This is a genomic window from Vibrio sp. OPT20 (assembly GCF_963889365.1).
Classification (GTDB): Bacteria; Pseudomonadota; Gammaproteobacteria; order Enterobacterales; family Vibrionaceae; genus Vibrio; species Vibrio splendidus.
Genome location: NZ_CAWPOA010000031.1, coordinates 815605 through 836664, shown reverse-complemented (window position 1 = coordinate 836664; position 21060 = coordinate 815605). Strand labels below are relative to the sequence as shown.

Annotated in this window: 17 protein-coding genes and 4 tRNA genes; 9 read left to right on the top strand and 12 right to left on the bottom strand. The window is 44.9% G+C overall.

The window, feature by feature from the left end; genetic code table 11:
- The 3 genes from AACR09_RS04910 to AACR09_RS04900 all read left to right on the top strand — a co-directional run.
- The coding region (locus AACR09_RS04910) for a molybdopterin dinucleotide binding domain-containing protein (RefSeq protein WP_322621724.1) at window positions 1-598 on the top strand (598 nt) is incomplete at its 5' end.
- 11 nt (window positions 599-609) lie between these two features.
- Window positions 610-1230 carry a DMSO/selenate family reductase complex B subunit gene (locus AACR09_RS04905; protein ID WP_004733360.1) on the top strand — a complete coding sequence of 207 codons (621 nt, stop codon included), beginning with the start codon at window positions 610-612 and terminating at the stop codon, window positions 1228-1230.
- A gap of 1 nt (window position 1231) precedes the next feature.
- Entirely contained in the window at window positions 1232-2077 is an 846-nt protein-coding gene (locus AACR09_RS04900) for a dimethyl sulfoxide reductase anchor subunit family protein (RefSeq protein ID WP_017091586.1), read from the top strand.
- A gap of 161 nt (window positions 2078-2238) precedes the next feature.
- Here the strand turns inward: AACR09_RS04900 and AACR09_RS04895 are convergent, their stop codons facing one another.
- Complete coding sequence (locus AACR09_RS04895) at window positions 2239-3477, bottom strand: CinA family nicotinamide mononucleotide deamidase-related protein (RefSeq protein WP_065681536.1); 1239 nt, start codon at window positions 3475-3477, stop codon at window positions 2239-2241.
- Window positions 3478-3686: 209 nt separating this feature from the next.
- On the opposite strand from AACR09_RS04895, the gene AACR09_RS04890 reads away from it, so the two are divergent.
- Complete coding sequence (locus AACR09_RS04890; protein ID WP_017083899.1) at window positions 3687-4598, top strand: DUF3943 domain-containing protein; 912 nt, start codon at window positions 3687-3689, stop codon at window positions 4596-4598.
- Between the two features lie 253 nt (window positions 4599-4851).
- The gene (locus tag AACR09_RS04885; RefSeq protein ID WP_004733356.1) at window positions 4852-5364 is read left to right on the top strand and encodes a glycine cleavage system protein R; all 513 of its coding nucleotides are present in this window, start codon (window positions 4852-4854) and stop codon (window positions 5362-5364) included.
- Between the two features lie 110 nt (window positions 5365-5474).
- Here the strand turns inward: AACR09_RS04885 and nspC are convergent, their stop codons facing one another.
- The 10 genes from nspC to uvrY form a co-directional block, all read right to left on the bottom strand.
- Window positions 5475-6608, bottom strand: a complete 1134-nt coding sequence (nspC, locus tag AACR09_RS04880; protein ID WP_017083900.1) for a carboxynorspermidine decarboxylase — start codon at window positions 6606-6608, stop codon at window positions 5475-5477.
- Between the two features lie 210 nt (window positions 6609-6818).
- Window positions 6819-8069 carry a carboxynorspermidine synthase gene (locus tag AACR09_RS04875; protein WP_193836080.1) on the bottom strand — a complete coding sequence of 417 codons (1251 nt, stop codon included), beginning with the start codon at window positions 8067-8069 and terminating at the stop codon, window positions 6819-6821.
- An 8-nt stretch (window positions 8070-8077) separates the two neighbouring features.
- Window positions 8078-11029, bottom strand: coding sequence for a pyridoxal phosphate-dependent class III aminotransferase (locus AACR09_RS04870; RefSeq protein WP_193836079.1), 2952 nt, complete (start codon window positions 11027-11029; stop codon window positions 8078-8080).
- An 860-nt stretch (window positions 11030-11889) separates the two neighbouring features.
- Window positions 11890-11965: transfer RNA gene (locus tag AACR09_RS04865), tRNA-Gly, on the bottom strand.
- Between the two features lie 36 nt (window positions 11966-12001).
- Window positions 12002-12088: transfer RNA gene (locus AACR09_RS04860), tRNA-Leu, on the bottom strand.
- Window positions 12089-12168: 80 nt separating this feature from the next.
- Window positions 12169-12244: transfer RNA gene (locus tag AACR09_RS04855), tRNA-Gly, on the bottom strand.
- Window positions 12245-12276: 32 nt separating this feature from the next.
- A tRNA-Cys gene (locus AACR09_RS04850) sits at window positions 12277-12350 on the bottom strand.
- A 266-nt stretch (window positions 12351-12616) separates the two neighbouring features.
- A complete protein-coding gene (gene pgsA / locus AACR09_RS04845; protein WP_017078221.1) occupies window positions 12617-13174 on the bottom strand; it encodes a CDP-diacylglycerol--glycerol-3-phosphate 3-phosphatidyltransferase in 558 nt (185 codons plus the stop codon).
- 46 nt (window positions 13175-13220) lie between these two features.
- Window positions 13221-15053, bottom strand: a complete 1833-nt coding sequence (gene uvrC, locus AACR09_RS04840; RefSeq protein WP_017091775.1) for an excinuclease ABC subunit UvrC — start codon at window positions 15051-15053, stop codon at window positions 13221-13223.
- Window positions 15054-15068: 15 nt separating this feature from the next.
- Window positions 15069-15713, bottom strand: a complete 645-nt coding sequence (gene uvrY / locus AACR09_RS04835; protein ID WP_004729778.1) for a UvrY/SirA/GacA family response regulator transcription factor — start codon at window positions 15711-15713, stop codon at window positions 15069-15071.
- A gap of 426 nt (window positions 15714-16139) precedes the next feature.
- Here uvrY and AACR09_RS04830 point away from each other — a divergent pair, with 426 nt between their 5' ends.
- Complete coding sequence (locus tag AACR09_RS04830; RefSeq protein WP_193836078.1) at window positions 16140-18503, top strand: DNA polymerase II; 2364 nt, start codon at window positions 16140-16142, stop codon at window positions 18501-18503.
- 141 nt (window positions 18504-18644) lie between these two features.
- Here AACR09_RS04830 and AACR09_RS04825 read toward each other — a convergent pair whose 3' ends face one another.
- Window positions 18645-19412 (bottom strand): nucleotidyltransferase domain-containing protein, encoded by a 768-nt coding sequence (locus tag AACR09_RS04825; protein WP_193836077.1) that lies wholly within the window; start codon window positions 19410-19412, stop codon window positions 18645-18647.
- 137 nt (window positions 19413-19549) lie between these two features.
- Between AACR09_RS04825 and efpL the strand changes: the two genes are divergently transcribed.
- The 3 genes from efpL to AACR09_RS04810 all read left to right on the top strand — a co-directional run bounded on the left by efpL (window position 19550) and on the right by AACR09_RS04810 (window position 21040).
- Entirely contained in the window at window positions 19550-20119 is a 570-nt protein-coding gene (gene efpL / locus AACR09_RS04820) for an elongation factor P-like protein EfpL (RefSeq protein ID WP_004729781.1), read from the top strand.
- A gap of 10 nt (window positions 20120-20129) precedes the next feature.
- Complete coding sequence (locus AACR09_RS04815; RefSeq protein WP_004729782.1) at window positions 20130-20459, top strand: HI1450 family dsDNA-mimic protein; 330 nt, start codon at window positions 20130-20132, stop codon at window positions 20457-20459.
- A gap of 89 nt (window positions 20460-20548) precedes the next feature.
- Window positions 20549-21040, top strand: coding sequence for an RNA methyltransferase (locus AACR09_RS04810; protein ID WP_004729783.1), 492 nt, complete (start codon window positions 20549-20551; stop codon window positions 21038-21040).
- Window positions 21041-21060: the final 20 nt, after the last annotated feature.

Genomic DNA, 21060 nt, shown 5'->3' with positions numbered 1-21060 from the left:
CTACAAACGTAGCTACGACCACCACTACATTGCTTACGAAGACTTCCGTAAAGATCCAGAAGCGAACCCACTGACCACACCAAGTGGCAAGATCGAGATCTACTCGGAGCAACTGGCTGATATCGCGAAGACTTGGAAGCTGAAAGAAGACGAAGTGATTCACCCACTTCCGATTTACGCGGATTCTTTTGAAGGCCATAACGATCCACTAGCAGAAAAATACCCACTTCAGCTAACCGGTTTCCACTACAAGGCTCGTACTCACTCGACTTACGGCAACGTTGCTGAAATCAAAGCAGCAGCACCGCAAGAGTTGTGGATCAACCCGATTGATGCTCAAGAGCGCGGTATTAAAAATGGCGACATGGTCAGTATTTTCAACGACCGTGGCGAAGTACACATTCCAGCGAAAGTGACACCTAGGATTCTTCCTCGAGTTGTCGCACTAGGCGAAGGTGCATGGTACGCACCAGATGGTCAGAAGATCGACCATGCAGGCTCTATTAACGTGCTGACGACTCAGCGCCCGAGCCCACTTGCTAAGGGTAACCCTCAGCATACAAACCTAGTTCAAATCAAAACGCTAAACAAAGCATAAGGTAGGTTGGAATGAAACAATACGGCTTTTACATTGATTCAAGTAAATGCACGGGTTGTAAAACCTGTCAGCTTGCTTGTAAAGATTATAACGATCTAGACATCAAAACGAACTACCGTCGCGTATACGAATACGCAGGTGGTGGCTTCACTCAAGATGGTGATACCTGGGTTCAGAAAGATGTCTTTTCTTACTACCTTTCTATCGCTTGTAACCACTGTACTAACCCAGCGTGTGTGAAAGTGTGTCCTTCGGGCGCGATGCACAAACGTGATGAAGACGGTTTGGTTGTGGTTGATGAGAGCGTATGTATTGGTTGTCAGCACTGTAGCAATGCCTGTCCTTACGGCGCACCACAATACAATGCTAAGAAAGGTCACATGACTAAATGCGATGGTTGTTACCAACGTGTTTCTGAAGGCAAACAGCCTATCTGTGTTGAGTCTTGCCCACTTCGCGCGTTGGAGTTTGGCGAAATCAATACACTTCGCGAGAAGTACGGCTCTGGTGCGGATGTGGCTCCACTGCCATCTTCAACAGAAACGCTACCGAACATCGTGATTAAGCTGAACAAAAACGCGAAGCCGACTGGCGATACCAGTGGTCACCTAGCAAACCCGAAGGAGGTGTAAGATGATTTTTCATGAGTGGTCTTTAATCTTCTTTACTGTGCTGGCGCAAACTGCGGTTGGTGGTTACTTACTGATTGGCGCACGTGCACTGGTACTTGGTCATGACGAAGAGAAGCTGAACAGCTACAAGGTTCCAATGTTCATTCTGTGGGCACTAATGGGTCTTGGCTTCATGTTCTCGACAACGCACCTTGGTTCTCCACTGCGCGCGTTTAATGCCTTTAACCAACTAGGCTCTGCTTGGTTGTCTAACGAAGTGTTCTTCGGTGCGGCATTCTTCGCTGTCGGTGGCCTGCAATGGCTATTGTCTGTGCTTAAGAAAGGTGGCGTTGCTATCCAGAAAGCACTGATGGTTGGCGCGATGGTGTTGGGTGTTATCTTCATGTACGCAATGATCAACGTATACATGATCAACACTGTACCGACGTGGGACAACATCTACACACCACTGAGCTTCATCATGACGATGGTTGTGGGCGGCTTGCTGCTGTCTCAGTTCGTGATTGTATTCGCCAACGACAGCCGCTTTACCGTTGACCGCAACATCACGATGCTGGCTGTTATTGCCGTTGCTATTAGCTTGATTGTGACAGTAGGAAAACTGAACCTAATCGGTGACATCCAAACTTCAGTAGCTAAAGCGTCTGAGTTGGTTGACGGTTTAGGCAGCTATGTGATTCTTCAAGTGGCACTGCTGATGGCAAGCTTGCTAGTTTGGATTCTACCGATGCTGAACAAAGCAAAAGTGAACCCAGTAAACCTAGGCTTAGCATTGGTACTGTTCTTGGCTTCAGAGTTAATCGGCCGTGGTTTGTTCTATAGTCTACATATGACAAGCGGTTTGTAATCAAGTTCTTACAGACATGAGTTACGTGTAAACAACGCTGCTTGTTTGGTTATCTAGAAGGCTAGATAAACAAAAGGCCCAACACCTATTTAGATGTTGGGCCTTTTTATTCCGTTTTTTCTCGCGTTTTTAGTACAGTCTTGGTTAGCTCGCCTAAATACTTATTTAATAATAGCCGCTGGAATAAACATGTCTTTCAATCGCTTAACCGAAGAGTAAGTACCAAACATCGGTTTGTTGTCTAGGTGTCTTCTCAGCATATCGGCGGCAACGGTCTTGATCACGTTACGTTGGTCTTCGCGTGAGTACTGACGATAAAATTCAAGCACCTGGCCCCATTCTCCCGCTTCGGTCGACAATGCAACGCTGAATGTGTTGCCTTCTAACTTGCCAGTCACCAAAGCTAGCTCAGTACCGCACTTCTCTCTTGTTGCGCCAGCCAGAGCAAAGGTTGCAGCTAATGGATCGCTCTTCTCAAGTTCACTCTCTTTTGGCTCAGCCATCACCCACGAATGCCCGAAGCAATCTTCAACCTGCTCATTCAATTGCAGCCACGCTGACAATGCGCCTTTGGTCGACACTTCAGACACAGATAACGTCTTCTTTTTCTCAGCCATGATGTGTCCAATATGATCAATCATAGGCTCATCAACACTAACGACATTACTTTCTAGCAGCTTGTAAACCATTTGCAGCAACTTAACGCGAGTTTCTAAGTCTGCCTTAGGACCAAACAGTTTGACCTCAATGAACGGCAGATAAGAACGGTAACCCAACTCATAACCTTCAGGCAGCTTTAATTGGTCCAAAACATCGGAGATACCGGATTCAGACAAACCAAACGTAAACAGTCGACTGCATTCAGAGGCAACCACTTGAGGGTAAGTACGCGACAAATCGGGAATGATCTCAAACGTGACCATGCGTTTGAATTCACTCGGGACACCCGGAGTGAAATAGAAAGTCGCATCGTTGATTTTCAGTTTGAAGCCGCAAGCCGTGCCCACAGGGTTATCGACAATCTCTGAACTCGCTGGCAACAAAGCTTGTTTAAGGTTGCTGTCCGGCATCGGCATACCACGTCCAGAAAACATCTCTTCCATACGAGTTAGCCATTCAGGGAACATGACGAGTTTCTGCTCTGAAGCCGTCGCAGCCGCAGCCGCACTCATATCATCAGTTGTCGGTCCTAAACCACCATTAACGATAACCACATCATAGTTAAAACTCAGCATCAACAGTTCTTCAACTAGAGCATTCATTTGGTCACCCACAGTCGAACGTTTCGCTAGGGCAAAACCGTGCTGATAAAACTCAGCAGACATCCAAGCTGCGTTTGTGTCTACAATGTCCCCATGAAGAACTTCTTCACCAGTGCTTAACATTGCGATTTTCGTCATATTTCTATCCTTTGTAGTCATAAAAAGACACTGCATTATTTACAAACTGGTCTATGGTTGAGTTTGAGACATTTCATCTTTTCACAAATATTAATAATGTTAAATCTAAGGTTTTCTTAGGAAAAGCAATAAATTATTAGTTCCCTAAATCAGGCATTTAATAGATAATTGTGACTCTGATCAATTCTTAACTTCTCATGGAGACCCTTGTGGCCAAATCACCGTTACTAACGAAGGTTACTGCTGCATTTTCAATGCTAATGTCAGTTAACTCGGTTGCAAGCCAATACGACTTCGACCAGCCAATCAACCTTTCTTACTCGGATGAATGTGCTCAAGATTACTGTGTTAATGAAAGCTTGTACACCTACAAGCCTAGCAAGAACTATGCACTAAGCGAATCAAGTGATCAGTACGATCTAACGATCGATAAGCAACCAATCTACCTTACTGTCAGCGATGGCAAAGATTGGGATTACTTAATGGGTCAAACCTACACAATTCTTGGCCTAAGTGTCGCAACCGTTGGTCTAATGACTCTTTTACCTGAAAGTATCACTAAGTGGGATGATGACCAACGTGATATCAGCGCACTAGGTAAAAAATGGAAAGATAACGTTTCCGAAGGCCCAGTATGGGACCGTGACGAACACTTCCTAAACTACGTGATGCACCCGTATTTCGGTGGTGTTTACTATACGGCAGCTCGACATGCAGGTTACGACGAGTTTGAGTCTTTCTTATACTCTTGGACAATGTCGACCTTCTTCTGGGAATATGGCGTAGAAGCGTTTGCTGAAGTACCTTCATGGCAAGATCTCTTCATCACACCATTCTTTGGTGCGGTTGTCGGTGAAATGATGCTAGAAGCAGAACAAGACATCGTTGCTTCAGGTGGCGAAGTGATGGGCTCTCAAACCATGGGTGATGTTTCGTTGTTCTTCCTTAACCCTGTTGGCCATATCCACTACTGGGTAAGTGATGCATGGGGTGGTGACGCAGAAGTTAATCTGAATACTAACCCTTGGTGGGATAACCAAGACGCCGCTCGATTCGCCTACGATGCTGGCGCACGATACGATTCTCAATTTGTTGGTATGAACTTTAAAGTAACGTTCTAAATCGTCTTTCAGTCTATGAATTTCAAGTTACTGCATTCCTAATAAAAGCGACAACTCTTCTAAAAAGCGGCTCTCTAGCCGCTTTTTTTGTGCCCTACTCTTCATTCTCTTTTTTTACATCACAGCTTAGTTTCAAAAATTGACATAGGTCAAACATTGTTCGATGTAAACTTCTACACTGAAATTAAAGAACTTTATCGCGTGATATCAAACATTTAATTAGCAACGAATCATTGAAACTTTGGGGGCTGATATGAACAGTACATTTATCGTAAACTTTATCGGAAAAGCATCACCAGCAACAATCAAACAACTTGCTGCGGTTACTCACGAAAACGACGGCAAATGGCTCATCAGTAAAGTGAATTTTATTGAAGACCAAGTCGCAGGCGTACTTAAGGTTCAACTTCCAGCCATCAACGAATCGATTGTCAAAGAAGCTTTCAGCGCCAATCCAGATCTCATCGTACAGTTTGTCGATTCAGATCATACGCACAATGCTCAAGACACAATCCATCACCTAAGACTCGACTCTAACGACAGAGCCGGTATCGTCAACGAAGTGACACATGTATTGGACAGACAAGGGATCAGCATTCTTGATATGGATTGCCACCGAGTCTTCATCGCTGGCGGCGGTGGCGTTAGCTCAAGCCTATTTACTTCCAAGATTGCCGTTAAGCTGCCAATTGAAGTTTTGATTGATGACGTAGTAAATGAACTAGAAACACTGAGCGAAGATACTCGTGTGATGATAGAGAGCTAACGGATAGCACTTCACTTCTATCCTTACTCTTTTCTCTGGTAACAGTTATCTAAAAACAAAAAGAGCAGCTTATCGGCTGCTCTTTTTATTGTTCTAAAGCTATAACTCAGTTACTTAACTGACCACTGTGACAGAGAACGTTTAAAGTCTTCATAGCCAAACTCATTCAGCTTTTGAACGTCGCCATTGCTGCGCTCGCAGTAGATTGAAGGCATTTTAAGGCCGTTGAACCAGTTCAGTTTCACCATAGTGTAACCAGCACTGTCCAACAGATGCAGCTTTTGACCAATTTTCAGCGGCTCATCAAAACTCGCTTCGCAGAACTGGTCGCCAGCCAAGCATGAACATGAACCAATCACATAGTCATGACTACCATTTTCAGACGCTTCTAATACCGATGCTGGTTCATTATAGATAAGCGTATCAAGGCGGTGTGCCTCGGTAGCTGAATCCACAATAGCGGTTTTCTTCACGTTCTCTACGATATCAACCACTGTCACAACCAAGTCAGTTGTTTTAGTGATGATGGCTTCACCCGGCTCAAGGTACATCTGCACGCCGTGCTTTTCAGAGAAGGCTTTTAGCGCAAGACCAAGCTTTTCAATGTCATAGCCCGGCCATGTGAAGAACACACCACCGCCCATACTCACCCAGTCCAATTTATCTAAATGCTCACCAAACTGTTCTGAGATTGAATCAAGTAGGCCGATAAACGCATCAACGTCTTTGTTCTCACAGTTCATGTGAAACATTACACCATTAATCTCATCGAAGATTTCTGGTTTGATGTGGTCAGCTTGCACACCCAAACGCGAGAATTGACGCGCAGGGTTTGCCAAGTCTTGCCCTGCGTAGCTTACACCCGGATTCAGACGTAAACCCAGCGACGCTTTGCCTTCAACAATATGACGGTACGCTGCGAATTGGCTTTGCGAGTTGAAGATCATCTTGTCGCAGATATCGGCAACTTCTCTCACGTCATCTTCGCTGTAACCCACACTGTAAGCATGCGTTTCACCACCGAAAGTTTCATGGCCAAGTTTCACTTCGTATGGACCAGAGCTTGTCGTGCCATCGAGGTAAGGTTTGATGATGTCAAACACACCCCATGTCGAGAAACACTTGAGTGCCAATACCAACTTCACACCTGAAATCTCTTTCAGCTGCTTGGCTATCTCTAAATTCGCAATCAACTTGTCTTCGTTGATCATGAAATAAGGCGTTTTTAGTTCGTTGTTTTGCATGTTAATACCTTGCGGCCCTCGAGTTCACGAAGGCACATGATAATCGAACAAAGCCAACGCAACAGCATCGGCTTGTAATTATACGTTCTCGTCAATCATATGACTTTGAATGGAATTCGCAGAGCTTTGCCCTTGTCGCTAGGACATCGCGCGGAGTTTACGAACGTAAATGAGCACGATGGACAACGCGACAAGGGCAAAGAGCAAGAATTACTTAAAAGTATGGATCAGAGGTAAGCCAGCTTTAGGCTCTAACTCTTGAACGTGCCAATCTAGACCGATTTCCGGCATGGTTGCTAGGAACGGGTCTGGGTTTAGCTGTTCCATGTTGAATACGCCTTTATCAGCCCACTCGCCACGGAAGAACTGAAGTGCAGCGGTAATTGCTGGAACACCTGTTGTGTAAGAGATCGCTTGGTGCTCTACGTCTTCGTAAGCCACTTCGTGGTCTGCGTTATTGTAGATGAACACGCTGCGCTCTTTACCGTCTTTCTTACCTTGAACCCAAGTGCCGATACACGTTAAACCTGTGTAACCCGGAGCTAGAGATGTTGGATCTGGTAGCAGTGCTTTAAGAACATGTAGAGGCTGAACCACAGTGCCATCGTGCAGTGTTAGCGGATCAGGGCTTAGAAGGCCGATATCACGCATGCAGTTGAAGTAGTTCAGGTATGCATCGCCGAAGCCCATCCAAAATTCGATACGCTTAGCTGGGATGAACTCTTTCATTGAACGAACTTCATCGTGTGCCATTGAGTACACTTTGTGAGAACCACAGTTCGGGAATTCAAACTCAAGCATACGAGAGTGACAAGGTACTTGCTTCCACTCTTCATTTTCCCAGTAGAAAGAATCGCCTTGGATCTCAAGCATGTTGGTTTCTGGGTCAAAGTTTGTCGCAAACTTCTTGCCGTGATCGCCAGCGTTTACGTCCATCACGTCAATTGAGTCAATCTCATCGAACAAGTGCTTAACAGCGTACGCCGCAAAGATTGATACCACACCAGGATCGAAACCCGCACCAAGAATACCTGTGATGCCCGCTTCAGCGAACTTCTCACGGTAACCCCATTGCCAATCGTAGGCTTGTGGTACTTGTTGGCCTTCAGAACATAGGTCAACTGCTACCGATGTATCTAGGTAAGAGACTTTAGATTGATAACACGCTTCCATGATCGCCATGTTTACCCAAGGAGGACCAGCGTTGATCACTAGATCCGGCTTAACTTCTTTAATCAAAGCAACAAGCGCATCAACATCGTCAGCGTCTACTGAACGTGCTTCTAGTTTCTTAGTTGAATCTTTAAGGTTGTTTTTGCCCTTGATAGATTCGATGATTTTTTCACACTTCGCGATTGTGCGAGAAGCGATCGTGATATCACCCAGTACTTCGTTATTTTGTGCTGCTTTATGTGCAACAACCCAACCGACGCCGCCTGCACCAATTTGTAGAATAGCCATAGTTTTAATTACCCTTGTTGTTCTGCTAGCTCAATAGCTAAAGTTTGAATTTTGTTAATTAGAGATTTGAAATCTGATGTCGTTAAGCACGGATTCAAGATAGTGAATTTCAGCGCACTTTTACCATCAACGACCGTTTCGCCAAGCACGGCAACACCACGAGTCAGCGCTTCCAGTCTTAACGTTTGATTCAGTTTGTCCAAATCCATAGCGCTGTTTGCTGATTGCCCATTGCTAGGCACCGAACGGAACAGCACAGTCGAAAGTGACGGCTCAGCAAGAAGTTCAAAATCATCATGCTTCTGAATCAGGTCGGCAACCTCAAGCGTCTGCTCTAGGAGATGATCGTACATATCACCCAGTTGCTTTGGCCCAACGCTTTGCATCGTCATGAAGACTTTCAGTGCATCGAAACGCTTGGTGGTAGCGATAGACTTATCGACTAGATTCGGCAGTTCATCGTGTTCACGGTTTAAGTAGTCTGCGTGATGCAGTAGGTACTTAAAGTTTACTCTGTCTTTGAGAAGCACAGCACCACAGCTGATTGTTTGGAAGAACAACTTGTGGAAATCAACGCTCACTGAGTCCGCTTTTTCGATGCCTTTCAGACGAGCTTTATGACTACTTAAGATAAGCGCGCCACCGTAAGCACTGTCGACATGGAACCAAAGATCTTGTTGGTTGGCGATATCAGCTATAGCTTCCAGGTCATCAATAGCACCATGATCGGTTGTACCCGCAGTACCGACAACAGCAAAAGGAATCAGATCTTGTGCTTTAAGTGCTTTCACTTCTGCGTCTAGCAAGTCCGGCTTGATCGTGCCGTTTGCATTGGTATCAAGACAGCACACTGCCGCTTCGCCTAATCCCATTAAAGAGGCAGATTTTTGAACCGTGAAGTGAGATTTTTTTGAACATAAGATACGCAGTTTGCTCGCGTACTCTGGCAAACCTAACTTTTGAATCGAGTGGCCATCGTGCTTATCGGCAACCCAGTCTCTCGCAAGCAATAAACCCATTAAGTTACTTTGCGTGCCGCCACTGGTGAAAACACCATCAGCTTGATCGCCAAGTTGGTATTTCTCACACATCCAATCCACGACTCGTTGTTCAACATAAGTCGCTGCAGATGCTTGGTCCCATGAATCCATTGATTGATTCAACGCCGCGATAATGGATTCCGCAGCAACAGAAGCCATAAGAGGAGGAGTGTGAAGGTGTGCAATACAGTCTGGGTGCTGCACGAAGATAGAGTTCGCTGCGACTAAGTCAGCCGTGCTATCCACAACATCAACCAGAGCGTGCTGGTTGTTATCGAGATCGACAGCATTGATGGCAGCTTCTAGCACTTTAGGGTCTAAACCTGAATAAGGGGTTTCAACTTGTTCAAAAACGGTTTTCATCGCTTGAGTGGTTTGGTTCATCACGTTAGCGAATTCGTCGCTACCGCCTAAACCTGTCTGGATGAAATGCTTGTTCCATTCCTGATTCGATTCTTCGCTTTGTGTTTGGTCTTGTTGTAAACCACCACCCGCTGCGATGATCGCTTCTTCCATCACGCGCAATGCAAAGTCGATCTGCTCAAAAGAGATAATCATAGGTGGAAGGAAACGAATTACCGAACCATCACGGCCGCCCTTTTCAACCATCAAGCCGCGCTCTAATGCTGCTCGTTGAATCGCTAGGGTTAATTCGCCGTCTGATTGTGGTTCGCCAAACTTGTTAAGCTCACCATTTGGTTTTTTGATCTCAGCGCCAAGCATCAGGCCTTTACCACGAACTTCAGCAATACAGTTCACGCGTGCTTGAATTTTCTCAAGCCCGTGACGTAAGTATTGGCCAGCAATGTTTGCGTGCTCAACTAAGCCATCTCGCTCGATGATTTCCAACGCTTTAGCGCCAGACACCATTGCCAACTGATTACCACGGAATGTGCCGGTGTGCTCACCCGCTTTCCAAGTATCAATACTCTTATCGAATACAAGCAGCGACATAGGCAGTCCGCCACCAATCGCTTTAGACAAACATAAGATATCAGGGTTAACGCCTGACTCTTCAAACGCAAAGCGATGACCGGTTTTACCCACACCACACTGAATTTCATCAAAGATCAGTAGGATGCCGTGTTCATCACAGATGCGACGCAAGCCTTGTAGCCAAGATGCAGGAGCTGGAATCACACCGCCCTCACCTTGTACAGGCTCAACGATCATCGCTGCTGGTTTCATGATGCCGGATTCGTCGTCATTCAACATACGTTCGATATAACGAATGCTCGCGTTGGCACCTGCTTCACCACCAATGCCAAACGGGCAGCGAAGGTTGTATGGGAAAGGCATGAAATGTACGTCAGACATCAAGCCGCTACGACGCTCTTTAGTTCCGAGGTTACCCATCATGCCCATGGTGCCGTTAGTCATGCCATGGTAAGCACCACGGAAAGCAAACATGGTGTTACGACCTGTTGTTTGCTTGGCTAGCTTGATAGCCGCTTCCACAGCATCAGCGCCAGATGGACCACAGAATTGAAGAACAGAGTTAGTTGAAAAGTCTTGAGGGAGAAAAGCTTTAACTCGCTTGATAAACGTCTCTTTTGCTTGAGTCGTAATATCAAGTGTTTGGTATGGCAAACCAGAATCGAGTTGATCTTTAAGTGCTTGGTTGATTTCAGGGTGGTTGTAACCCAAAGAAAGTGTACCAGCACCGGCTAAGCAATCGAGAAAGAGTTGGCCACGAGTATCTTCAACTAAAACACCGCATGCTCGTTTAATAGCAATAGGCAGGCGTCTTGGGTAAGAGCGTACATCCGACTCATGCTGTTCTTGCTCAAGCAAAATAGCGTCAGGTGTTAGGTCGTAAGTTCCCTCAACGATAGGAACCATAGTTGAAAATGAATTTGCGATATTATTAATATCGACTTCAAAGGCGGTAGTCATAAAAGTCCCCTTGAATGTGTTCATACTCACCTCCATCAAACGCAATTGCACACCGCCCCTCTATTGATTTAGAGAGAATTCATAGTGAAACACGCGTATTGTCTAGAAATGAGATATAGCTGTACGCTCGCATAAGTCAAATGACGAATACGAAATTAGGCCGTCTTAGGACAGCAAAAATTAGTTAGCGTGAGCTCAAGGTTCAGTAATGCTACTGTTTTGAAGGATTGGACATTTGTGCAGTATCGGACAGCTATGAAGAACTGGCCCTTTTGGAAATGCAGAGCTGATTAGCAATGTTGTTATTAGTGTATTCAATGTTGGGTTTCCCATTAGCATGGCGAATTGCGCCATAAGTATCCCGTCTATCAGCTAAAGGATTAGCCGATACCTACCCTACGTAATGTCCCAATCAGCAAGAATGGTCACTACGCGTATCCCCCAGAAGCAATCACGGCTCTTTTTGAGCATCGCCATTCCGAGATTGCGCGGGAAAGTAACATAAAGTGAAATGAACGATCAATAGTTTTCAATAATAGCTTAGTAAATAGCAGCCGTGATTCAAAAATTGCCGAAAATATCGTCAACTTATTTTTTAGGTAAGGAGATCCTCGGTTCATTCGTTCCTCATGCCCGAGGATGACGACGTGTGTATACAGGCGGTGTTAGTGATGGCTTTGAGGCTGTGGCGCCTTTCGTCATTCCCTAGCACGAGGAACGAGTTCATAGGGAATCTTGCTTTTAAAACGAAGTTAAAGGTATGAGAATTTCAATATTTTACCCACCGTCTAACCAGGGGAATCAAATAGGAAAAATGTGAGACCAGAAAAAGCTGAACAACAGAAACCAAAAAGCCCGAACATTTCTGTTCGGGCTTTTTAATTTGGAGCGATACATCGGGTTCGAACCGATGACCTCAACCTTGGCAAGGTTGCGCTCTACCAACTGAGCTAGTATCGCATTTGCTACATCCGTTAAGACGTAGACTTTAATAGATGGTGCCCCGGGCCGGACTTGAACCGGCACAGCGCGAACGCCGAGGGATTTTAAATCCCTTGTGTCTACCAATTCCACCACCAGGGCACGCAATTCTTTATTGCGATGCCGATTACTGAAAAGTAAAACACCATCTTAATGCTGACGCCAATCAACATTACAAATTTTGGAGCGATACATCGGGTTCGAACCGATGACCTCAACCTTGGCAAGGTTGCGCTCTACCAACTGAGCTAGTATCGCATTTTCATTACTCTTCTAAACGAAAGAGATAATGGAGGCGCCTCCCGGAGTCGAACCGAGGTCCACGGATTTGCAATCCGCTGCATAGCCACTCTGCCAAGGCGCCTTAGTAGCTCCAATCGAATCGCTTATTGCCATCCTCTTGGGTACGGGATGCATTCTACGGATTCAGAGGATTGAGTCAATATTATTTTTGTATTTTTAATTCGTTTGAATAGATTTCATACGAAACAGGCTAAATAGCTGACTTTGTGTGCAAAGGACTTTGTGGACAGGCCATTCAAAGGCGATCTATATCACATTAGATATCCACTATTGATAACTTAACCTTAGGTTAAAGATCAAAAAAGCGAGCCTCAGCTCGCTTCTTCATCAATGATGTTTTTCGTCTAACAAATCGTCTTTGGCAGCCATCAAGTATTGCGCCATTGACCAGTATGTAAGAACGGTTGCAACATAGAGCGCAATGTAACCTACCCACACCATCCAGTCGTCGTATCGCCAGATCAGTACCCAAAGAGCGAACATCTGAGAAACGGTTTTGACTTTACCAACCCAAGATACCGCAACGCTTGCACGTTTACCGATTTCAGCCATCCATTCACGAAGCGCCGAAATAATAATTTCACGAGCGATCATGGTAACCGCTGGAATCGTTATCCAAATCGAATGGTAATGCTCAGTCATCAAGATAAGAGCCGTAGCAACCAGCACTTTATCCGCCACAGGGTCAATAAAGGCACCGAAGCGAGACGTTTGCCCGAGTTTACGAGCCAGCATGCCATCTAGCCAGTCAGTAAAACCCGCTACCCAAAACACCATTGCAGCAGCAAAAGGAGCCCATTGGTAAGGTAGGTAAAAAACAACAACGAATACTGGGATCAAAAATAGTCTCAGTAAGGACAAAATGTTAGGTATATTCAAACGCATATTATTGGGCTCTTATTAATTGCGCTTTAATGGTGCGGGATTTTTACTATTGTTTCAATGCTTGATAAATGTTTTCTGCCAAAGAATGACTAATGCCCGGTACTTTGGCTATTTCTTCGACAGTTGCACGCTTAAGTTCTTGTAAGCCACCCATATATTTCAGCAAAGATTGACGGCGCTTAGGCCCTACCCCTTCAATTCCTTCAAGCGCACTGGTTCTACGCGTTTTACCACGTTTTGCTCTATGCCCTGCAATCGCATGATTATGGCTTTCATCACGAATATGTTGGATAAGGTGCAGTGCTGGCGCATCACTTGGTAAATTAAACTCTTCACCTTCAAGGGTCACCAAGGTTTCCAAACCGGGTTTACGTGTTACCCCTTTCGCAATACCCATCATTCTTGGTCGAAACGGCCAATCACCCCAATATTTGGAAATGATCTCATGGGCACGATTCAACTGACCTTTACCGCCATCGATAAAAATGATGTCTGGGATCTTGTCGACATCGAGTTGTTTTGAATAGCGTCTCTCAAGCGCCTGAGCCATTGCAGCGTAGTCATCACCACCGGTAATACCTGTGATGTTGTAACGACGGTATTCCGGTTTAACTGGCCCTTCTTGATTGAAGACCACGCAAGATGCAATCGTACTTTCACCCATGGTGTGACTGATATCGAAACATTCCATGCGTTTGATAACGTCCATCGACAGCACTTCTTGAAGCTCCTTAAAGCGCTGATTGATCGTCATCTTGTGATTAATCTTGGTGGTAATGGCTGTTAATGCATTGGTGTTAGACAGTTTAAGGTAGCGACCACGAGTTCCAGAAGGATTGGTATTGAAGTGGATCTTACGACCCGCAACTTCACACAAGGCTTCTTGAATCGGTGTGACATCGTCCATCAAATCAGCATTAAGGATGAGACGAGTTGGGATGGTTCTCGCTTCATTATGTGCAAGATAGTATTGGCTTAAAAAGCTCGAAAAGACTTCCTCTCGCACCGTATTGTTTGGAATTTTCGGGAAATGGCTTCTACTGCCTAAAACCTTTCCTTGGCGAATCATCAAGATGTGAATACAAGCCACGCCATTTTCTTGAGCAAAACCTAACACGTCCATATCTTCCATTGAGTCGTCAGATACGTACTGTTGCTCTTGCACGCGTCGAATCGCTTGGATCTGGTCACGGAAAGCAGCAGCTTGCTCAAAGCGAAGCTCTTGGCTTGCCTTGTCCATTTTGTCGATGAGTGTCTCAAGAACTAGCTTGTCTTTCCCTTGCAGGAATAAACGAACGTAGTCGATAAGCTCGCTGTACTCTTCATCAGAGATAATTGAGCTAACACAAGGCGCAGCACAACGACCAATCTGATACATCAAACACGGGCGCGTTCTGTTGGCATAAACCGTATCTTCACACTGACGAGCAGGAAAGATTTTCTGTATTAGGTGCAACGTCTCACGCACAGCGCCGGAATCAGGATAAGGACCAAAGTACTCTCCCTTTTTCTTCTTAGCACCACGATGCATCGACAAACGAGGATGTTTGTGACCACTAATAAAAATATAGGGATACGACTTATCATCGCGCAGAAGTACGTTGTATTTCGGTAGATACTGCTTGATGTAGTTATGCTCAAGGATAAGAGCTTCTGTTTCTGTATGCGTCACAGTGACATCGATTTTGTCGATATTGCTAACTAAAGCGCGCGTTTTTTCACTGTCGACTTTTTTACGGAAATAACTGGAAAGGCGTTTTTTGAGGTTCTTTGCTTTACCGACGTAGATAACAACAGCCTCGGCGTTATACATACGATAAACGCCGGGCTGTTCTGTTACTGTCTTGAGAAATGACACTGAGTCAAACAAGTTGGTCACTATACGATCTCAGTGTTAAAGGGTCTCAGTGTCTAACATTCCATGTCTAATCGCTAAATGCGTCAGCTCTACATCGCCACTGATATCCAATTTGCTGAACAAACGGTAGCGGTAACTGTTGACTGTTTTAGGGCTTAGATTGAGTTGTTCTGAAATATCCGTCACTTTCTGACCTTTGGTAATCATCATCATGATTTGAAGTTCACGCTCAGATAAGTCTGCGAATGGATTTTCAGACGCAGGCGAGAATTGGCTCAAAGCCATCTGCTGCGCAATTTCTGGTGAAATGTATCGTTGGCCACTATTAACCACTCGAATTGCATTTACCATTTCATCCGGACCTGCACCTTTAGTAAGGTAACCTGCAGCTCCAGCTTGCATCACTTTAGTTGGAAACGGATTTTCCGTATGAACAGTTAAAACGATGATTTTAACATCAGGGTTGAAACGCAAGATTTTCTTGGTTGCTTCTAAGCCACCAATACCAGGCATATTCATATCCATCAAAATAACGTCAGTATTATTAGTACGACACCATTTTGCAGCATCTTCACCGCTTTCAGCTTCCCCTGCTACGTTCATTCCACGGACGTCTTCAATAATACGTCGTATCCCTGTGCGAACCAGCTCGTGATCATCTACAAGGAAAACATTTATCAAACTTGTATCTCCACACTATTAATTGGCTCTGCAACCACTGTGTCGTTTCATCTATTTGAAACAATTAAACAAAGGAACAACGGGTCGCAGCATTGTGTATATCTTAACTCAATTACTAAATAAAATCTCTGTTGAATATGTGTCGAAACACTAACTTTAGCAAGTACTTATTTATAAATAAGCCAACTAAAACAACAAGCTTTTTCTAAAAATCAACCAGTTAAAACAACACCCAATAAAATTACACAAGATAAAGATATTTTCAATACCATTGAATAGCCATTCACGACAATTTCACTTATTTGCTTATGGAGTCCCGTTATTTGCCTCTGTTAACTAGAATTTAGTTAGTATTTTGGTTGCCTGTTGTGCGCAGAGAGCCGCTAGATGGTAGTATTCGATTCCCAATTTCAATAGGTTACTACATTGGATATTCAGCAAGGCTTTGTACTCACAAGACAAGCGAGAGACTTTTCAGGGCGTACCCAAATTGATTTGTGGTTAAACTCCCCTCAAGGCCCAACTCTGCTGACGATTCAAAATGAAAAACCTGTATTTTTCGTCGCTCAATCTGATGTTGAAGAATGTCAGGCAATCGCAGCGAAAGAGTCGATTGATTGCCAATTCAAGTCCCTAGAACTAGCCACATTCGATCAAACCCCTCTCGCCGCATGTTATACATCACTGGCGAGAAGTAGCTTTGGTTTAGCACAAGCCTTTCACAGCGAAGAAATTCAGACCTTTGAAAGCGATATTCGACTCGCCGATCGATACCTGATGGAACGCTTTATCAAAGGCAGCATTGAGTTCACCGGGACTGCCGTGCAAAAAAGTCAGCATCTTAGAGTTTCCAATGCAAAATGCAGAGCGGGCGATTACTTACCCAGTTTATCTGTGGTTTCACTTGATATTGAATGCTCGGAAAAAGGCGTGCTTTATTCCATTGGCTTAGACAGCCAGATGGACAGTCGAGTCATCATGGTCGGCGAACCACAAGAGGCTAACACAAACGTCCAATGGGTCCCTAATGAGAAAGCTCTACTGGAGGCGATGATTAGATGGTTTTCTGAATTTGATCCCGACATCATCATCGGTTGGAATGTCATTGATTTCGATTTTAGGCTGCTGCACAAACGTTCAGAATGGAACGAAGTGAAGCTCAGCATCGGTAGAGACAATCAACCAAGCTTTTTCCGTAGTTCTGCACAAAACCAGCAAGGCTTTATCACTATCCCAGGCCGCGTTGTGTTGGATGGCATCGACATGCTCAAGACAGCGACCTACCACTTCCGCTCTTGGTCTCTTGAATCGGTATCTCAAGAGCTGCTCGGGGAAGGCAAAGACATCCATAACGTTCACGACCGCATGGATGAGATAAACCGGATGTTTAAGTTCGATAAGCCTTCGCTCGCCAAGTACAACCTTCAAGACTGCGTGCTAGTAAATCGCATCTTCGAACACACTCACCTACTCGACTTCGCGATTGAGCGCTCTCGATTAACCGGTGTCGAGCTGGATCGTGTTGGTGGCTCTGTTGCGGCCTTTACTAATTTATACATGCCTCAAATACACCGAGCAGGTTACGTCGCGCCTAATTTAGAGCCCGAGAACTGGATCGCTAGCCCCGGTGGCTATGTGATGGATTCGATTCCCAATTTGTACGACTCGGTTTTGGTACTCGATTTTAAGAGCCTATACCCATCAATCATTCGTTCTTTCTTGATTGATCCAATGGGGCTGATAGAAGGACTAAAGTTAGAGTTAGGCTCTGAAGAAGACCAAGCGGTGGCTGGGTTTCGTGGCGGTCAGTTCCACCGCTCTAAGCACTTTCTACCAGAGATGATCGAAAACCTGTGGGCAGCACGTGACGTTGCAAAGAAGAACAACGAAAAAGCGTTCTCTCAAGCGATTAAGATCATCATGAACTCCTTCTATGGTGTGCTTGGCTCTTCTGGCTGTCGCTTCTTCGATACCCGTTTGGCCTCATCGATCACTATGCGTGGGCACGAGATCATGAAGCAAACCAAGGTTCTAATCGAGGATAAAGGTTATCAAGTAATTTACGGAGATACCGATTCAACCTTCGTATCGCTAAACGGCAGTTACGATCAACAAAAAGCAGATGAGATCGGAAACGCACTGGTCGATTACATCAACGATTGGTGGACGAATCACTTAAAAGAAACCTACAACCTAACCTCAATACTCGAACTTGAATACGAGACTCACTATCGCAAGTTTCTAATGCCAACCATTAGAGGTTCAGAAACCGGCTCGAAGAAACGCTATGCAGGCTTGATCAATCAAGGCGACCAAGAGAAGATCATCTTTAAAGGGCTTGAAAGTGCGCGAACCGACTGGACACCTCTCGCGCAGCAATTCCAACAAACCCTGTATGAAATGGTATTTCACGATCAAGACCCAACGGACTATGTCAGACAGTTTGTCGATGAAACCGCTGCTGGTAAACACGATGATTTACTTGTGTACCAAAAGCGTTTGCGCCGCAAACTACACGAGTATCAAAAAAACATTCCGCCACAGGTTCGCGCAGCTCGTCTGGCCGATGAGATAAATGCCAAACTTGGTCGCCCGCTTCAATACCAAAACAAAGGGCGTATTGAATATTTGATTACCCTGAGTGGCCCTGAGCCAAAGGAGTACTTGAAGAATGGTATCGATTATCAGCATTACATCGACAAGCAGATTAAACCGGTCGCAGAGGCTATCTTGCCCTTCATCGGTTTAGATTTTGAACGAGTCAGCGGGCAGCAGCTAGGTCTGTTCTAGATTGAGCCCTCTTTTCGAGGCGACATTAGACTCGAGATATCTATTAAAACTCGAGCCAAACATCAAAACGAAAAAAGCAGAGAAGTGCTGTGTTACTCAGCCCGCTCTGCTTTTTAGTATTCATTGGGAGGTTACGAATCTCTATCCGATTCGAAACTCAGTTTTCTGATACTGCTTAACCAGCCACTCGCCAAAGCCATCAAGAATCCCTATCACCGAACGTTTAGGAATCGGTCTACCAGAAAGTAAAATGCCTAACCTTTGGATTTCGACGTCTTTATCTGGGTGATACTTCAAGAACTGTTGACCACACTCTATTGGGTCATCGAACCAATATTTGTCACGATACATCACCAAAGAGTAACTCGCTCGCAGTAGCTTTTTAGCAATGATCACCTGTGCTGCAACTTGTTGTTCTGGCGTTGTTGCTCGGGCGATCTTATTGCGATAAACCGCCAACCAGTTTTCAGCGTCCATATTCCAGTGCTTGGCAATTTCCCAACTCGTTTCAAAGTCACCATAGCAATCTGATAAGTCTTCACCATGCACGCACACAGCTAAATGCTTGAGCATAAAGCCCCACGTGAATATGTTGTCGAAATCAACGATCCCGCTCACCAAGGTAGTTTTAATCGCCACTTGAGTGACCTGCGGGAAGCTCTTTTGAAAACGCCATTTGATGGTATTCAGCAGCGTGGTTCGTTGATCTGGGAAAGGACGATGGGTAACCACAACCACATCTAGATTCGAGCGACCGACGACGGCTTGTTTGCGTGCCACACTGCCATAAACATAGACACTGTGTAGATTGGATCCTAACCCACCTTTTAAAAAGGTAATCAGATCGTTAACCACAGGTTGGAATTCAGGTTGAAATGGCTGTGTTGGGTCAATAACAGGTAGCTGCATAGGTCGTTTCGGTAAATAAAATAATGATTTAACTGTCTCTCTATGATCGCTTAGGTGACTTTATGATTCAAGCTATTCCTATTTATAGCGTCTACGAGATATAATCACCGGATAGACCCAATAAGGACAAACACAAAATGCCTAGAGCAAGTGAGATTAAAAAAGGTTTTGCGATCAACGTTGATGGCAAAACAGTACTAGTAAAAGATATCGAAGTGACAACACCAGGTGGCCGTGGCGGTCAAAAGATTTACCGCTTCCGTGGTCACGATGTAGCGACTGGCGTTAAAACAGAAGTTCGCCACAAGGCTGACGAAATAGTTGAAACTATCGACGTAACTAAGCGTGCAGTGATGTTCTCTTACGTTGACGGTAACGAGTACATCTTCATGGATAACGAAGATTACTCACAGTTCATCTTCAACGGTGAAATGATCGAAGACGAACTACTGTTCATCAACGAAGAAACTCAAGGCATGTACGCGATTCTTATCGACGGTACTGCAGCAACGCTTGAACTACCAACTTCAGTTGAGCTAGTAATCGAAGAAACAGACCCATCAATCAAAGGTGCATCTGCTTCAGCTCGTACTAAGCCAGCTCGTCTGTCTACAGGCCTTACTGTTCAAGTTCCTGAGTACATTGCAACTGGCGACAAAGTTGTTGTGAACACAGCTGAACGTAAATACATGAACCGCGCAAGCTAAGATATTTATTATGACCGAAGCTAACGACCTAATGTCTTACGACGACGCAATTGACACTGCATACGACATCTTTCTAGAGATGGCTCCTGATAACCTTGAACCAGCGGACGTGATCCTATTCACGGCTCAGTTTGAAGATCGTGGCGCTGCAGAGCTCGTTGAAACTGGTGACGATTGGGTTGAACATGTTGGCTTTGAAGTCGACAAAGAGATCTACGCTGAAGTACGCATTGGTCTTGTAAATGAAGCTGATGATGTCTTAGATGACGTATTCGCTCGTCTGCTGATCAGCCGTGACCCTGAACACAAGTTCTGTCACATCTTGTGGAAACGCGACTAGGCTCTTCTTAAATCAGCTCAGAGTACTGAGCTGATTTTCTTACGATTTCATAGCCTCATCACTTTACCAAACTGCAACTCTACAAAATTATGACCAAAGCAAAGACAGATACACTATCCAAAGGCTATGCCTGTGTTGGATTAGTAAACCCCAAAACACCTGAAAATGTTGGCTCAGTAATGCGAGCGGCTGGTTGCTACGGAGCAAACTCTGTATTTTATACTGGCACCCGTTATGACCACGCTCGACAATTTCATACCGACACCAAAGAAAAGCACCTTGAGCTACCATTAATTGGTGTTGAAGACCTGAAAGACATTATTCCAGTTGGCTGCGTACCAATCGCGGTTGATTTGATAGAAGGCGCTAAGCCTCTGCCTGATTATAAGCACCCACCTCGTGCTTTTTATATCTTCGGCCCTGAAGATGGGACTCTGAAAAAAGAGATCACGGACTTCTGTCGTGAAACTATCTATGTTCCGACTAATGGCTGCATGAACCTTGCTGCTGCGGTCAATGTCATTTTGTATGACCGCATGGCGAAGGGTGATAACTTTTCTAATCATTTGAAAGTGACCTAAAACCAATCGTAGTCCATAGC

Excerpts from the sequence above, each read along its gene's own strand:
- AACR09_RS04905 (WP_004733360.1), top strand. The coding sequence starts at position 610 with ATGAAACAATACGGCTTTTACATTGATTCAAGTAAATGCACGGGTTGT.
- AACR09_RS04900 (WP_017091586.1), top strand. The coding sequence starts at position 1,232 with ATGATTTTTCATGAGTGGTCTTTAATCTTCTTTACTGTGCTGGCGCAA.
- AACR09_RS04895 (WP_065681536.1), bottom strand. The coding sequence starts at position 3,477 with ATGACGAAAATCGCAATGTTAAGCACTGGTGAAGAAGTTCTTCATGGG.
- AACR09_RS04885 (WP_004733356.1), top strand. The coding sequence starts at position 4,852 with ATGAACAGTACATTTATCGTAAACTTTATCGGAAAAGCATCACCAGCA.
- nspC (WP_017083900.1), bottom strand. The coding sequence starts at position 6,608 with ATGCAAAACAACGAACTAAAAACGCCTTATTTCATGATCAACGAAGAC.
- AACR09_RS04875 (WP_193836080.1), bottom strand. The coding sequence starts at position 8,069 with ATGGCTATTCTACAAATTGGTGCAGGCGGCGTCGGTTGGGTTGTTGCA.
- AACR09_RS04870 (WP_193836079.1), bottom strand. The coding sequence starts at position 11,029 with ATGAACACATTCAAGGGGACTTTTATGACTACCGCCTTTGAAGTCGAT.
- pgsA (WP_017078221.1), bottom strand. The coding sequence starts at position 13,174 with ATGCGTTTGAATATACCTAACATTTTGTCCTTACTGAGACTATTTTTG.
- AACR09_RS04825 (WP_193836077.1), bottom strand. The coding sequence starts at position 19,412 with ATGCAGCTACCTGTTATTGACCCAACACAGCCATTTCAACCTGAATTC.
- efpL (WP_004729781.1), top strand. The coding sequence starts at position 19,550 with ATGCCTAGAGCAAGTGAGATTAAAAAAGGTTTTGCGATCAACGTTGAT.
- AACR09_RS04815 (WP_004729782.1), top strand. The coding sequence starts at position 20,130 with ATGACCGAAGCTAACGACCTAATGTCTTACGACGACGCAATTGACACT.
- AACR09_RS04810 (WP_004729783.1), top strand. The coding sequence starts at position 20,549 with ATGACCAAAGCAAAGACAGATACACTATCCAAAGGCTATGCCTGTGTT.